Source organism: Chryseobacterium sp. FR054 (genome assembly GCF_056844565.1).
The window spans coordinates 589,379-602,903 of sequence record NZ_JBXDSA010000004.1 but is presented as its reverse complement, the minus strand read 5'-3'; the positions used below and the strand labels follow the sequence as shown (position 1 = coordinate 602,903).

At 39.1% G+C, this 13,525-nt stretch carries 13 protein-coding genes; 6 read left to right on the top strand and 7 right to left on the bottom strand.

Annotated features, from left to right (window positions below; translation table 11 throughout):
* The first annotated feature begins 23 nt into the window (after positions 1-23).
* Positions 24-1,856, top strand: a complete 1,833-nt coding sequence (locus AC106S_RS18970; protein ID WP_482441236.1) for an alkaline phosphatase — start codon at positions 24-26, stop codon at positions 1,854-1,856.
* A gap of 613 nt (positions 1,857-2,469) precedes the next feature.
* On the opposite strand, the gene AC106S_RS18965 is transcribed toward AC106S_RS18970, so the two are convergent.
* The 6 genes from AC106S_RS18965 to AC106S_RS18940 all read right to left on the bottom strand — a co-directional run bounded on the left by AC106S_RS18965 (position 2,470) and on the right by AC106S_RS18940 (position 7,911).
* A complete protein-coding gene (locus AC106S_RS18965; RefSeq protein WP_482441235.1) occupies positions 2,470-3,141 on the bottom strand; it encodes a hypothetical protein in 672 nt (223 codons plus the stop codon).
* Positions 3,142-3,159: 18 nt separating this feature from the next.
* On the bottom strand, positions 3,160-3,642 hold the full coding sequence (locus AC106S_RS18960; RefSeq protein WP_482441234.1) for a hypothetical protein: 483 nt from the start codon (positions 3,640-3,642) through the stop codon (positions 3,160-3,162).
* An 83-nt stretch (positions 3,643-3,725) separates the two neighbouring features.
* Positions 3,726-4,943, bottom strand: coding sequence for a 3-phosphoshikimate 1-carboxyvinyltransferase (locus AC106S_RS18955; protein WP_482441233.1), 1,218 nt, complete (start codon positions 4,941-4,943; stop codon positions 3,726-3,728).
* A 13-nt stretch (positions 4,944-4,956) separates the two neighbouring features.
* Positions 4,957-6,174 (bottom strand): WG repeat-containing protein, encoded by a 1,218-nt coding sequence (locus tag AC106S_RS18950; RefSeq protein ID WP_482441232.1) that lies wholly within the window; start codon positions 6,172-6,174, stop codon positions 4,957-4,959.
* A gap of 1 nt (position 6,175) precedes the next feature.
* Positions 6,176-6,502: a nucleotide pyrophosphohydrolase gene (locus AC106S_RS18945; protein ID WP_034731670.1), complete on the bottom strand. Its 327-nt coding sequence runs from the start codon at positions 6,500-6,502 to the stop codon at positions 6,176-6,178.
* A complete protein-coding gene (locus tag AC106S_RS18940; RefSeq protein ID WP_482441231.1) occupies positions 6,502-7,911 on the bottom strand; it encodes a hypothetical protein in 1,410 nt (469 codons plus the stop codon). The genes AC106S_RS18945 and AC106S_RS18940 overlap by 1 nt, the downstream gene beginning before the upstream one ends.
* 183 nt (positions 7,912-8,094) lie before the next feature.
* Between AC106S_RS18940 and AC106S_RS18935 the strand changes: the two genes are divergently transcribed.
* Both AC106S_RS18935 and AC106S_RS18930 read left to right on the top strand, forming a co-directional pair.
* Positions 8,095-8,346 (top strand): type B 50S ribosomal protein L31, encoded by a 252-nt coding sequence (locus tag AC106S_RS18935; RefSeq protein ID WP_002976190.1) that lies wholly within the window; start codon positions 8,095-8,097, stop codon positions 8,344-8,346.
* 388 nt (positions 8,347-8,734) lie between these two features.
* Positions 8,735-9,895, top strand: coding sequence for a GlmU family protein (locus tag AC106S_RS18930; protein ID WP_482441230.1), 1,161 nt, complete (start codon positions 8,735-8,737; stop codon positions 9,893-9,895).
* Between the two features lie 34 nt (positions 9,896-9,929).
* On the opposite strand, the gene AC106S_RS18925 is transcribed toward AC106S_RS18930, so the two are convergent.
* A complete protein-coding gene (locus AC106S_RS18925) occupies positions 9,930-10,745 on the bottom strand; it encodes a hypothetical protein (protein ID WP_482441229.1) in 816 nt (271 codons plus the stop codon).
* Between the two features lie 318 nt (positions 10,746-11,063).
* Between AC106S_RS18925 and AC106S_RS18920 the strand changes: the two genes are divergently transcribed.
* Genes AC106S_RS18920 through AC106S_RS18910 form a run of 3 tightly spaced genes read left to right on the top strand, consistent with a single transcriptional unit; the run spans position 11,064 to position 13,524 of the window.
* Positions 11,064-11,573: an RNA polymerase sigma factor gene (locus tag AC106S_RS18920; RefSeq protein WP_482441228.1), complete on the top strand. Its 510-nt coding sequence runs from the start codon at positions 11,064-11,066 to the stop codon at positions 11,571-11,573.
* Complete coding sequence (locus tag AC106S_RS18915; RefSeq protein ID WP_482441227.1) at positions 11,548-12,222, top strand: hypothetical protein; 675 nt, start codon at positions 11,548-11,550, stop codon at positions 12,220-12,222. Before AC106S_RS18920 ends, AC106S_RS18915 begins: the two co-directional genes overlap by 26 nt.
* Before the next feature lie 15 nt (positions 12,223-12,237).
* A complete protein-coding gene (locus AC106S_RS18910; protein ID WP_482441226.1) occupies positions 12,238-13,524 on the top strand; it encodes a DUF4252 domain-containing protein in 1,287 nt (428 codons plus the stop codon).
* Position 13,525: the final 1 nt, after the last annotated feature.

The window sequence follows — 13,525 nt, the reverse complement described above, 5'->3', positions numbered from 1 at the left end:
ATAATATCCTTAATGACAATCAAATGATAAAGTTTCTAAAAAAGACAGGTATTTTCCTGATGCTGGCCGTTTTTTCAAAAAATCAGGCACAAAACTATCTTCGGTACACTATAAATAATGCTCATTCTCATAATGATTATTTACAGGAAATTCCTTTTTGGGAAGCTTATTATGCCGGGTTCGGATCAATAGAAGCGGACGTTTTTCCGGTAAAAGGAAAGCTTCTGGTAGCGCATACGGAAAAAGAGCTTTCTCAGGAAAGAACACTGGAATCCCTTTATCTGAATAATATTTCAAAGCAGATCAGACAGAATAAAGGCAGTATTTATCCTGAGCCTGATAAAAAACTTCAGTTGCTGATCGATGTTAAAAACGATTACAAAACAGCTCTGAAAATATTAACCGCCGGGTTAAAAAAATACCCTGAAATAACCGGCTGCCCGGGAATTAAGATTGTCATTACCGGAGGAAGACCGCAGCCTGAAGATTTTAAGAATTACCCGGATTATCTTTATTTTGATGGTGATCCTGATAAAGATTACACCGAAGACCAGCTGAAAAGAGTAGGAATATTCAGCGCGGATCTGAAGGAGCTGGTGCAGTGGAACGGAAAAGGAATTCCACGGGATGAAGACACAGAAAAAATAAAAAATATTGTTGAAAAGGCGCATCGTCAGCAGAAGCAGATCCGCTTCTATGGTGCTCCGGACTTTCCGAATGCCTGGGTAAATCTCATGAGCCGGAATGTGGATTTTATCAATACGGATCATATTCCCGATCTTAAAAAATTCCTGAATAATGTTCCGAAGAATTTTTACAGAAATACAAAAGACTATCCTGTTTATACTCCCTCCTATAAATCTGACGGGATCAGCAGGAAAGTAAAAAACGTTATTCTCCTGATTCCGGACGGAACTTCTCTTCCCCAGTATTATGCCGCGTTTACCGCGAATAAAGGGAAGCTGAATGTTTTCAATATGAAATCAACAGGGCTGTCGAAAACCAATTCATACAATGCTTATATCACCGATTCTGCACCGGGATCAACAGCTTTTGCCACAGGAGTGAAGACCAGAAATACATTTGTGGGAGTTGATGCGTCGGGGAAAACTCTTGCTCAGATTCCTGATATTATTGCCGCTAAAGGAATGGTCTCGGGGCTTATCTCTACCGGAGATATAACAGATGCAACACCGGCGGATTTTTATGCCCATTCAGACAACAGAAATAACTCCGGAAGTATAATGACGGATTTTATCAGTTCTAAAACTAAGGTTTTAGTTGGAGGGCCGTCTGGCGGACTGACGCCTGAAAACAGACAGAAGATCAGAGCCGCCGCCATTGAAATCTATGATGATCTGAAATCGGTAAATAAAATCGGCGGCCGAATGATCATTGCAGATCCTCTGGCTTCCAAAAGACTGAGTGAAGGAAGAGGAAAATGGCTGCCAGACGCATTTGATCTGGTTCTGAATGACCTGAAGGATCATAAAAAAGGTTTTTTTATGATGGTGGAAACTTCACAGACTGATGGAGGAGGGCACAGCAATAATCTGGAGCAGCTGGTGACCGAGTTACTGGATTTTGATCAGGTGGTGGGAAAAGCAATGAAGTTTGCCGATGAAAATAAAGAAACGCTGGTTGTCGTTGTCGGAGATCATGAAACCGGAGGGTTAACTCTTCTTGACGGAAGTCTTCAGGAGGGCTGGGTATTTGGAAACTTCAGTACGAACGATCATACGGCAATTCCTTCCAGTGTGTTTGCGTATGGACCCAATTCAAAAGCATTTACCGGAATGTTTGAAAATACAGAGATCTTCAGTAAGATCCTGGAAGCCTGCGGAACCCGGAAATAAGAGGACTGTGGATAAGATTGTGGATAAGTATGAATTGAAGGAGTAAATCTAAATGAGATGATTCTTTTTAAAATTGAATTTTGCATTTTAAAAATGATCGATTTATCTTATTTACAGGCGTTTTTATTGTTTTTTATCTGATCCTGTCATCAGTAAACAGCAATTTACAGCATGCTTATTCCGGTTGTGGATAAGTCTGTGGATAAGTCTGGATTTAAGGATCAACTTAAAGAAAAATGATGAACATTAAAAATATACCCGTGTGGTCTGGAAGTACTCCGCAATTGTTGAGCATTATGATAGATAAAAATCCCGTTTTTCAATGTGGATAACTTTGTGGATAAGTCTGTGGATAAACTGTAAACCTCAGTATTTAAGGTAAATGATCCGGGAGCTCGGTTAAGAAATTCAGGTATCATTATAAAATTAAAAAAATAATTTTTGAGGTTAAATCCTAATAGTTTAAATATTCTTTCAATGGTATAAAAGAGCAAAAAGAAATCAACATTTTCATATTGATGACTTACATGGCTTTCCTCTTCCGTCTTCAAACCTTATCCCGGAAAGAGATTAAATAAGAAACTTGCTGTTAAAACTGAATCCGCCTGGTATTCTAAAAATATAAGTATTCATCCGAGCCGGGAACTTTGATTTTATTTTCCCCGATTCTGAAATCATCCATCCGGATCAGTGGTTTAAACGGATGGATAAATTCTTTGTGGTAATCGTCAGGAATTTCAGCATCATCGTCACAGGAGGAATACTTTTTGTTGATCACAGCTTTGCCGGTTGAAAAATTAATTTCATTCAGGAATTCAAAATCACAGGTATCATCAAATTCATCCCGGGAACCGATGAGGTAAAAATCTCCGTTCTGAAATCTGAAAATATGACGGTAAGCCTGAGTGTGCCGTGAATTGGTAGAAAATTGCTGCTCCACTGTAAAAGTATTGTTTTTAATTTCAATTTTCAGCGAATTGTCCTGAGGATAGAATCCCGTTCCGCTGGAAAAAAGAAGTGTTCTGTTCTCTTTCCAGATCCGAGATTTTCCGTTATTATTTTTTATAATATACAGAGCCCTCACAACGCCGTTATTGCCATCGAACTTGGAATTACTTTTTATATGGGTATTGAAAACGAATACAGTCTCTTCTTTCCCGTCTTTATCCAGATCTCCTTTAGCTTCAGCTATTTTCTGATAGCCTTTAGGTATATTGAAATCTTTCAGGTTTTGTGCCTGAAAATTTAAACCCAACAGAACGGCGGCAAAGAAAAGAATTTTCATTCTGAGCAGAAATTGAAATTATAAACCGAAATCTTCTTTTTTTATCAGCTTGTTATCTTCCAGACTGCTGAGATGTCCTTTCACGGTTTTATAGCTGCCGGCAATATCAGTTTCCCTGCCTTTGCTGTCTGTTACAGTGACTCCGGCAGAATATGATTCGTCTTCCGCCTGGTAGGTTCTGTAAAGCTTGTAGCTGTAACCGTTGTTGGTGAATAAAAGATAATTCAGCTCCATTCCCGAATTTTGTTTTCCTCCGCCTCTGTAATAGGAATTATAGGTGAATTTTTTCCAGCTTTCTTTATTTCTTTCGGCGGGAAACTCCATTTCAACTTTGTTCTTACTTCCAAACCGGTACTGGATATATTCATTATTTTTATCCTTTACCAAAGCCATTTTCTTTCCGTTTTTGGTTTCAAAGGAATAGACGGTTTCTTCATTCGGGCGTAAGTATTGTGCCCAAAGAAATGCTGGGAATAAGGTTAATAAAATCAGGTATTTCATGATTGGAATTATATATAAAAATACAGTAATCTGAAACAATGTGGCATAACATTTTCAAATTACTGCATTTTCAGGTTTTCAACTTAATGGGCAACTACGCTTTCAAGGTCTTCCCAGAACATCGGATACGATTTTTCCACTACCTCTTCATCCTCAATATTCAGTTCTCCCATCAGGCAGAACGGGGCAAAGCTCATGGCCATTCTGTGATCCTGATACGTTTTAATGGAAATATGTTCTTCCGGTTCTCCAAAGCTGACTGAACGGATCGTCAGGTCTGTGATTTCAGTTTCAGTTCCCAGTTTTTTCAGTTCATTGTATAAAGCCAGAAGCCTGTCGGTTTCCTTTACCCTTAAAGTTCCCAGTCCTGAAATATCGAAAGGGATTTTTAATGCAGCAGCCGTTACACAAAGAGTTTGTGCAATATCCGGGCAGTTGTTCATATCCAGAGCGATTTTTTCCGGGAAAACGAAATCGGGTACCGGCTGAAGGGTGATCTTATGTTCATCTTCAGTAAAGAGGGTTTTGATTCCGAAGAACTTCTCATAAATTCCGGCAATAGCGGAATCTCCCTGGGTAGACTTTTTGTAAAAGCTTTTCAGGTGAATGGTTTTTCTTCCCAATGCACAGATGGAGTAGAAGTAAGAAGCCGAGCTCCAGTCGCTTTCCACTTCATAATCAGTTGTCTGGGTTTCACCGTTGAAAGGTTCTACTTTTATTGTGTTTCCTTCAAAGCTGTTCTTTATTCCGAATCTTGTCAGGATATCCAGCGTCATTTCAATATAGGATCTGGAAGTAACATGGCCTGCAAGATGAATTTCCAATCCGTTTTCCAGTTTTCCGGCAATCAGAAGAAGAGAGGTGATAAACTGGCTGGAAATGTCTGCAGGAACATTCACTTTATCCTGAGTGATCTTTTTTCCGGTGATTTTCAACGGAGGAAAACCTTCATTTTCCAGATATTCAATCTCTGCTCCCAGATCTTTCAGGGCACTCACCAGATTTTTGATCGGCCTTTCTTTCATTCTCCCGGATCCGGTAAGAACGATGGTCTTTCCTTCCATAATGGAATAATATGAGGTAAGGAAGCGCATGGCAGTTCCGGCGTGGTGAATATCCACTGTTTCTGTATTTTCAGATAAAGCTTTTTTTAAAAGCTGTGTATCCTGGGAGTTGGAAAGATTTCCGATTTTGATGTTTCTGAATACACTTTCCAAAATCAACAAACGATTCGAAATACTTTTCGAACCGCTGATCTGTATGGTTTTATCTCCTATTAATTCTGATTTTTCTAACTTCATTTTGATTGTTGCTTCATTGTTTATAAAATTTTACCCCGTTCTGATCGGCATAGCAGAAGAAATTTCCGTTCTGGTCATAAAGCTCGATGAGGTGAAAACCTTCTTTGCCGTAATTTTTTTTCTCCAGAAGAGGGAGCATTTCAAACTTAGCCTGATACAGCTTTTTCTCATCACCGTTAAACTCCAGGATCTGATAATGCTTTCCTTTTTTAACGATATAAATACTGCAGAAAGCACAGTAGGTACTCATCATGGTGATCTCGTCGTATTCTGCCGGAATGATCCAGTCATTTTTAGTGGTATCAAAAAATCCTGTTTTTCCGTTCACGGTCTTTAGAACTGCATTCGGGGAAAGCTCAGCTTTATTTATTTCCGTTTTTTTCCGGCTGAAAGGTTCCGTATATTTCTTGGAGGCCGATATTTTTTTCATTTCCGGAAGCGGCTGTTGTGGTTTTGTTCCTTCAGACGGGTAAGGTTTAATTGTCTCATTATAATAAGAGCCGGATCCTGAAGAATAGCTTCCGTACCCTGAAGATGATCTCTCTTCTCTTACGGCTTCTTCAGAAAAATCCTTAACCTTGCCGTTTTCAAAGTTGATGGTCAGCTTTTTTTTAGACAGTGGCGGTGTGGAATACGTGATGCTGAAAGATTTTGGAAACTTATTGTAATCCGTTGTGCTTTTCTGTGCATTTTCAAAAAATGTTCTGGATATTTTCAGCGTTTTTTTGTCGAGCAGAATCAATGAATAACTATCGTTCAGCTCGTTGAGCAGCACTAAAATCTCATCTTTCAGTGCCGGTTTTTTATCGTCTTCCACATAATATACATTTCTGAACGAACGGTCAAATACTTTTTTCCCATCCAGAGTATACACATCTGTGGTAGAGTATCCGACACCCTCCGAAGAATAAAAGCCCTGAAGATTATCTATTTTTACTGCATTCACCAAAGAATAATTTTCATTGAAAAAATTATAGCGGCTGTCTTTGAGGACAATTTTATTCCCATAAATATAGGTAGATGTAAAGCTGTCTGCGGTGTTGCCTTTAGAAGCTGTAAATTCTCCCGGATGCAGCGTGGAAATATCTATTTTGTCATATTCTGCCGGAATGATCATTTTTCCCGATGTGTCCGAAATACCGAATCTGTTCCCGATCCTGTAAGGAACGGAAACCTGGCTGTATGCAAGGATACAGGTGAAAAGTAAGGCAGAGATCAAAATTCTCTTCATATTATTTCAGCTTCTCATTGTTCTGATGTCTTTCTTTATCCCGGTCGGTCTTGATCTTCATTTTTTTATCAAAAGCTTCCTGAAGATTTACCCCGGTCTGATTGGCTAAACATAAAGTCACAAACAGTACATCGGCCAGTTCTTCTCCCAGATCTTTGCTTTTATCACTTTCTTTTTCGCTCTGTTCACCGTATCTCCGGGCAATAATCCTCGCGACTTCACCTACCTCTTCGGTAAGCATAGCCATATTGGTAAGTTCATTAAAATAACGGACCCCGATGGTTTTGATCCACTCGTCTACCTGCTGCTGCAGCTGTGTAATTTCCATTATTGATAAGCTCCCAAAGTAGGATTAGAAGTTCTTGATACGTTTACAATGTCGAAAGGAACCGTCCCTGCCACAGCGGTATTTCCTTTTCCTCTTGCCGGCGAAGTGGATTTAACCCGCAGGTTCATTTTCGCGGCAAAATAATTCAGAAACTGTGGATCTTCATTTTTAAAACTTTGTACCACATTCATATTACTGTCAAAAGTGAAACCGGCTTCCGATACTCCGGAATATTTTATTAACGTGTTCTGAAGCAGGTATTCAAACTGCTGCCCCGGAGTCTGTTCAAAATTAACCGAATTATCCCGGTCCGAATAAACAATAGAGTTCTTGATATCAAGACGCTGAAGGGCTCCCTGCTCTGTCTGTCCGGCAGCATTTTTCCATTCATTCGTCGCATAGATTCCAAGTCTGTTGAAGCTGCCCATCGTTTTGGAGTAATTGGCAATGGTGGAGTGGGTATAGCTGTGATTTCCTCCTCTGAAAATTCCGATACAGGATTCCCCACAGTTGTTCATTACCAGGTTTTTGGCATTAACAACCGAACCTACGGCATAAATTCCATATTCAAAAAAGGTATGGATGAATGAATTGCTGATATTGGCGTTGGCCTGTTTCATATCCAGTCCTCTTGTACCTCCTAAAAGTCTTGCATAGTTCATATTAAGATTGGAGGTTGCTTCCATTCTGATGGAGTTCCAGTTTTTAGGAATCGTATCATAATAAGGATCATTCCTGTCTCCGCGAAGGATCACTTCATCATTTAAAGCTCCGTTGATGTTCAGGGAAGCTCCTGCTGAAACTTTCATTCCGCTGTTTTTATGAAAATAAACCTTAGTTCCGGGCTGGATATCCAGAGTGATATTGGGATCAATAGTCAGATCACCATAAATAATCTTGGCTTTATTGCTATTCCAGGTCGTATGATTGGAAATTACATTGGGATTGCCGGGAGTCTGAATAAAAAACTCGGCATCCTGAACGACTGAAAATAAGGTGACATGCTGCTGGCCGGCCCCACTGTTAAAAAGAATTTTATCTTCAGCAATCGCTTCCGGTCCCGTAGCTTCGGGAGCAATTTCAACAAAAATATACATGCTGTCTTTCTTTCTCAGCGGAACATCTTTAAAATCATATCCCGGTTTTCCGTCCACATTGATTCTGTATAAAGAAGAAGCTCCTTTCTCCAGACTGATTCTTGGGATCAGAACATCTTTATCTTCATTATTATATACTTTTACAGCATAGGTCTCAGAACGCACCTGATGATAAACTGTGTCACAGAATACGGTGTCTTTTGAAAAACTCAACAGCTGTGAAGGCGCGTCAAATGTAATATCGTCTTTATTACATGATACCGCTACCAGAAGCATCCAGAAAGAAAAAGCCAGTAATAATTTGAATTTCATTGAAATTAAAGTTTAAATAGATTCCAAATTTAACGAAAATACTTTGAATTTCTTATCAAGAAAAAAATATTGAACAGGGTATTTGGAAATTAGAAAAAATGTTGTACTTTTGCAACCTAAAATTAGCAGAGAAATATCCATTACTATTTCGAAAGCAAACTTTAATTTTTTAAAAATTGTATTATGAAAAACGGAATTCACCCAGAAAATTATAGACTTGTTGTTTTCAAAGATATGAGTAACGACGAGGTGTTTCTTTGCAAGTCTACTGCAGAAACAAAAGACACTATCGAATACGAAGGACAGGAGTATCCACTGATCAAAATGGAAATCTCTTCAACTTCTCACCCTTTCTACACTGGTAAAGTGAAATTAGTTGACACTGCAGGTAGAGTTGATAAGTTCATGAACAAATACAAAAAATTCGCTAAGTAATTTTTTGAATATAAAAATATTAAAGTCTTCCGGTTTTGGGAGACTTTTTTGTTTGGGTAGTATTCAATATTGGAAAATCCAGGCCATTGGGTTCTGATCAGTGAAAGATTGAATTAATGTTCCTGTCTGCCATGACTATGTAAAATGACGGATATATTCAATTGGAACAGGCTTTAGCCCGTTTAAAAATATGAAACAAAAATCCATTGGCTTTGGCCAAAACCTATAATCTAACAAATAAACTCAATGATATAAGACATTTTATATTCCTGTGTTTTCGTATTTTTGTTCTGAACAGAAGCGGAATCTGAATATCAGACCGGAATACAGAATTGATCCGGTTTCTTTCAGTCTCTGTTTCTGATCTCTAACTTTTAATATCCAGACAATGCAATTAGTATTTTCAGACGCACAATATTGGGAAGATTTTCTTCCGCTTACTTTTACCCGTCCCGTTGCTGCCATGCGGTGCGGCATCCTTACCTTCTCCGAAAGATGGCAGAAAATCCTCGGAAATACCGAAGTTTCCTATTTTACGGAAACCTACCTTCAGCATAAATTCAAAGAGCCCGAAGATAAGGAAAGTCTTTTCCTGGTGACCAACTTCCTGCCGACGGAAACCGTGATTCAGCAGATCAGAGATCTTAAACAGGGGGAAGCATTGGTATATGAAGATGAACTGGTGGCTGCCAGAATCAATATGAAAGGTTTTTCTCTGAACCAGATCGAAAAAATGACCGATATTAAGGAAGAACTGATCTTTTTCAAGAGACCGGCAGATCTTTTTACCTATAATCACCATGCCATCGATTTTGATTTTGATCTTCTTACCCGGGGAAGAACTTCTCAGGAACTTTCTGCAACCAACGGCTTTTTAGGAGATAAAAAAGATCTTTTCATTGAAGAAGGAGCCCAGGTGGAATTTTCAACATTAAATACCAGAACCGGAAAGATCTACATCGGGAAAAACGCTGAGGTGATGGAAGGCTGCAATCTTCGTGGCCCTGTCGCATTGGGAGAAGATTCCAAATTCAATCTGGGGTCTAAGATCTATGGTGCTACAACCATCGGACCTCACTGCAAAGTAGGCGGTGAAGTGAATAACATTATTATCTTCGGCTATTCCAGCAAAGGCCATGAAGGCTTCATTGGAAATTCGGTGATCGGGGAATGGTGTAATTTCGGAGCTGATACCAATTCATCCAACCTTAAAAACAATTACAGTCAGGTAAAACTCTGGAACTACCGTACCAAAGCTTTTGAAGATACAGGACTGCAGTTTGCCGGACTGATTGTGGGAGACCATTCCAAAACAGCCATTAACACCCAGCTGAATACAGGAACTGTGATTGGGGTAGCCTCCAATATTTTCAAACCGGGATTTCCTCCCAATCTGGTGGAGAACTTTTCATGGGGCGGACTGAAAGATGATGAAAGATTCAGACTGGATAAGGTTTATGAAGTGGCAGAAAGAGCTATGGCCAGAAGAAAAGTAGCTTTGACAGATGACGACAAGGCAATTTTAAAACATATTTTTGATACATACTAGAACAATAACCTCCGGAGATAACGGAGGTTTTTTTTTAATTGGAATACAATAAACGCAGGCTGTTTAAGTAGCTTTTTCCGGAAATCACTTCAGCTTCCTTATCTTTAAAAAAGAAGAACTGATAATCCGGGTTTTCCTTCTGCAGCTTTTCAAATTTTCTTTCACTGATACTCTTGCCATTGAAATAGTAGTAATCAGGAGGTCTTTCATCAGATGTAAAGAGTCCTCCCAGGTAATAATGCTCCGAATCAATCTGAAATTCAAGATTGTTGATTTTTTCATTTTTAGAGAAGAATACGGATGTATTTTCGTATGTATCTCCATTCATCGTATCGGCAGGCGTTATACGGTAGGCTTCTCTGAGGCTTTTATTGAGCTCTTCGAAATCAAAATACAGAACATTTTTCTTTTCAATAAATTCATTCGGGATTTCCAGAACAAAATTTCCTTTTTCATCTGTTAATGTTTTGAAATACCTGCTTTTGCTAAGGAAGAAAACTTCAGCATGGGCAATTTCTTTTTTGTCCGGCTTGAAAATAAGCTTTCCGGATAACCTTGTTGTAGCAGCGGTTTTTTGTTCGGTAGCTGTGGTAAGATCTGTTTTAGCCTGGGCCTGCACGAAACTCAGATTGGTCACCAGAATAATGCCTGCCGCAAACATAGACAGAGAGGGAATTTTTCCACAGATTTCCTTATCTCCGGAATTATTGAGCATATCCTGAATCTGTTCATTCGTTTTATCTGTAAGATCTGCAACACATTGGCAACATTTTTCGCAGAATTTTCCTTCAGAAGTATTCTGCATGGTTTCCCATTTTTCAGGGCATGGTTTGCTGATTTTGATGTTCATTTTCAATGTAATGGTTATTTCGTATTAAATATAATTATTTTATTCTGCAATTCCACGTTCCTGAGAACCAGTTTGGGTTACCGATAATAGATTATTCCATTCTTTTATAAAGAAAATAGTGTAATTTTAGGAGTTTGATATCAGGAGATCAGTCACGGCTGTTTTCTACGGAAAAGCTCCATATATAAAGAGACTGGAGGAAAAAAAATGTACTGAGCATCCGGTGTGTGAAAAATTTTAATAAAAAAAATCAACTTTTTTATTATATGATGTAATAAAAATGAAAAGGCAGTTGTCTTACTTACAGAAACAAAACTCATGACCCAAGAAACTTTTAAGAATACGGTGTTTATTCTCAAAGACGAGATGTATCGTTTTGCGAAAAGATTCGTCATGAGCAGTGATGAGGCAGAAGACGTAGTACAGGACCTGATGATGAAGTTCTGGCAGAAAAAAGATGAACTGGAGCAGTTTGGAAATTTCCGCTCCTATGCTTTGAAATCTGTACGGAACGAGTGCCTGAACCGTCTGAAGCATCACGATGTGAAGCTGGGATTTGCAGATATGCAGCTTCACAGGTCAGAATTGTACAGCATGGATGTCAACAATCTGAAGGAACATATAGTTGGCTTTATCAACCAGCTCCCTGAAAAACAGAAAATGGTGATCCATCTGAAAGACGTAGAAGAATATGAGGTATCTGAAATTTCCGAAATGCTGGAAATGGAAGAAAATGCAGTAAGAGTAAACCTGATGCGCGCCAGGCAGAAAGTAAAAGAACAAATTTCACAACTGATGAGCTATGAGCAAAGATCAATTTCAAAATAAATACGACGAAATCTTCCGTGAAATAAAGGAAGAGAAAATGGACTGGAATTTCGAGGATTTTCTTCAGCAGACACAAGAAGGAAATACCGAAACAAAAGATGTCCCGGTTATCCCTCTGAAGAAAAAGCCCTCTTTCCCGAAATGGGGCTGGCTGGCTGCGGGACTGCTGATCCTGCTCAGTATCGGTTGGGTGTTTAATGGATTGAATACCAGTGTTCAGGACAGAGAAAAACTGGTAAAAGATGAAGTGCTGAAACAGAAATCAGGATTTATTGAAGAGAATAATGATCATCAGGAGCAGGTAGCCGTTAATCACACAGATTCTATTTCCGGAGCCAAAAAAGATTCTATCTTTCAGGATAATCCGGTGGCGGAAAAAGATGTTATGGATGAGATCCTTCCGAAAAGAGGCCGCCTGAAAAAGGAGACCAAGCCGAGATATGTAAGCAGTTCCTCCTTTCAGAACGGCAAAGATGTTAATGATTCCACACAATATGATGACTCTTATGTGATTGTCAACGGAAAGAGAATCAGCAGTGAAAAAGAAGCAATTGATGTTGCAAAATATTCCTTTATGAAATTGGGTAATGAGTTTAAAAAGACAGTAGCCACTTCCCAGAAAAATGAAAGCATTGACAATGAATATTAACCCCCAATCAACCCCATGAAAAAGATATTATATATATTAACCATTATGTTAAGCGGTTTGGTGACCTTCCCGGCACAGACCGAGCAGCTTAATCAGCTTTTCCAGAGTTTTGAGAAAAGTGGTGGCGTAACTTCCATCAATATCAAGAAACCTATGTTCAAATTACTGAATACCCTTGATATTAATGACGAATATGTAGGCAAGATCAAACCCATTCTGAATGAGGTAGACGGCCTTAAGCTTCTCATCATTCCTAAAATCACATTCCCGGATCATCTCAAAAATGAAAACCTGGAACAGATCAAGCTGAATGAGCAGCAGTCCAGTAAAGTAAACAGAGCATTAAACAGTCTTAAATTCAATGAGCTGATGTCTATGAACAGCGATGGTGTTTCTATGAAATTCCTGGCTGAAACTGAAAAAGACAATTATCTTGAGAATCTGATTTTCAATGTAGATTCCAAAGAAGAGAACATTATCTTTATCCTCAACGGTAAAATGAAACTGTCTGATGTGAATAAGATCATCAATTCCAGCGAAGTGGCAGTCAGTTCTTCACAATCTTCCATGAAAAGTTCCTTTACCTCGGATAATGCATCTTCTTATCTGAACGGGGACAGCAGAAATGTAGGGGAATTCTCTAAAATAGACGCCAGCCTGGGTGTGAATGTCATCTATAAACAGGAAAATACAAGAAGTGTGAAGGTGCTCGCAGATGCAGATAAACTCCAGTATGTAATTACCAAAGTAGAAGGCGGAGTCTTAAAAATCTATGTAGATAACAAAGGGGTAAGGAATCTGAGGTTTAAAAATCTGAACGTGAATGTTTCAGCCCCTCATATTAATGAGATCACAACTTCTACCGGTGCTGTTTTTACGGCGGTAAACCAGGTAACAGAAGATAATTTAAAGATAGGTGCATCATCAGGCGGTGCAATTAAAGGTAAATTCAATGTCAGAGAGGTGGCGAGTGTAGGCATCAACTCAGGAGCAGTCTTAAATGCTGAGATTTCCACTCAGAAGTTAACGCTGGATACTTCAAGTGGTGCAAGCGCATCAATATCCGGGAAAGCAGAATCTGCAACCATTGATATCAGCAGCGGGGCTGCCTGCGATGCAGATGGTCTTAAGATCGGTACCGCTACCGCACAGTCTACATCAGGAGCCAGCCTTTCCCTGTTTGTAACGGATAAGCTGAAGGTAAGAGCTTCTTCAGGAGCTGCCGTAAGATTAAAAGGAAATCCGGAACTGGATGTAAAGGTAGACAAAGTTTCAGGAGGAAGTTTCCGACAAATAAAATAAA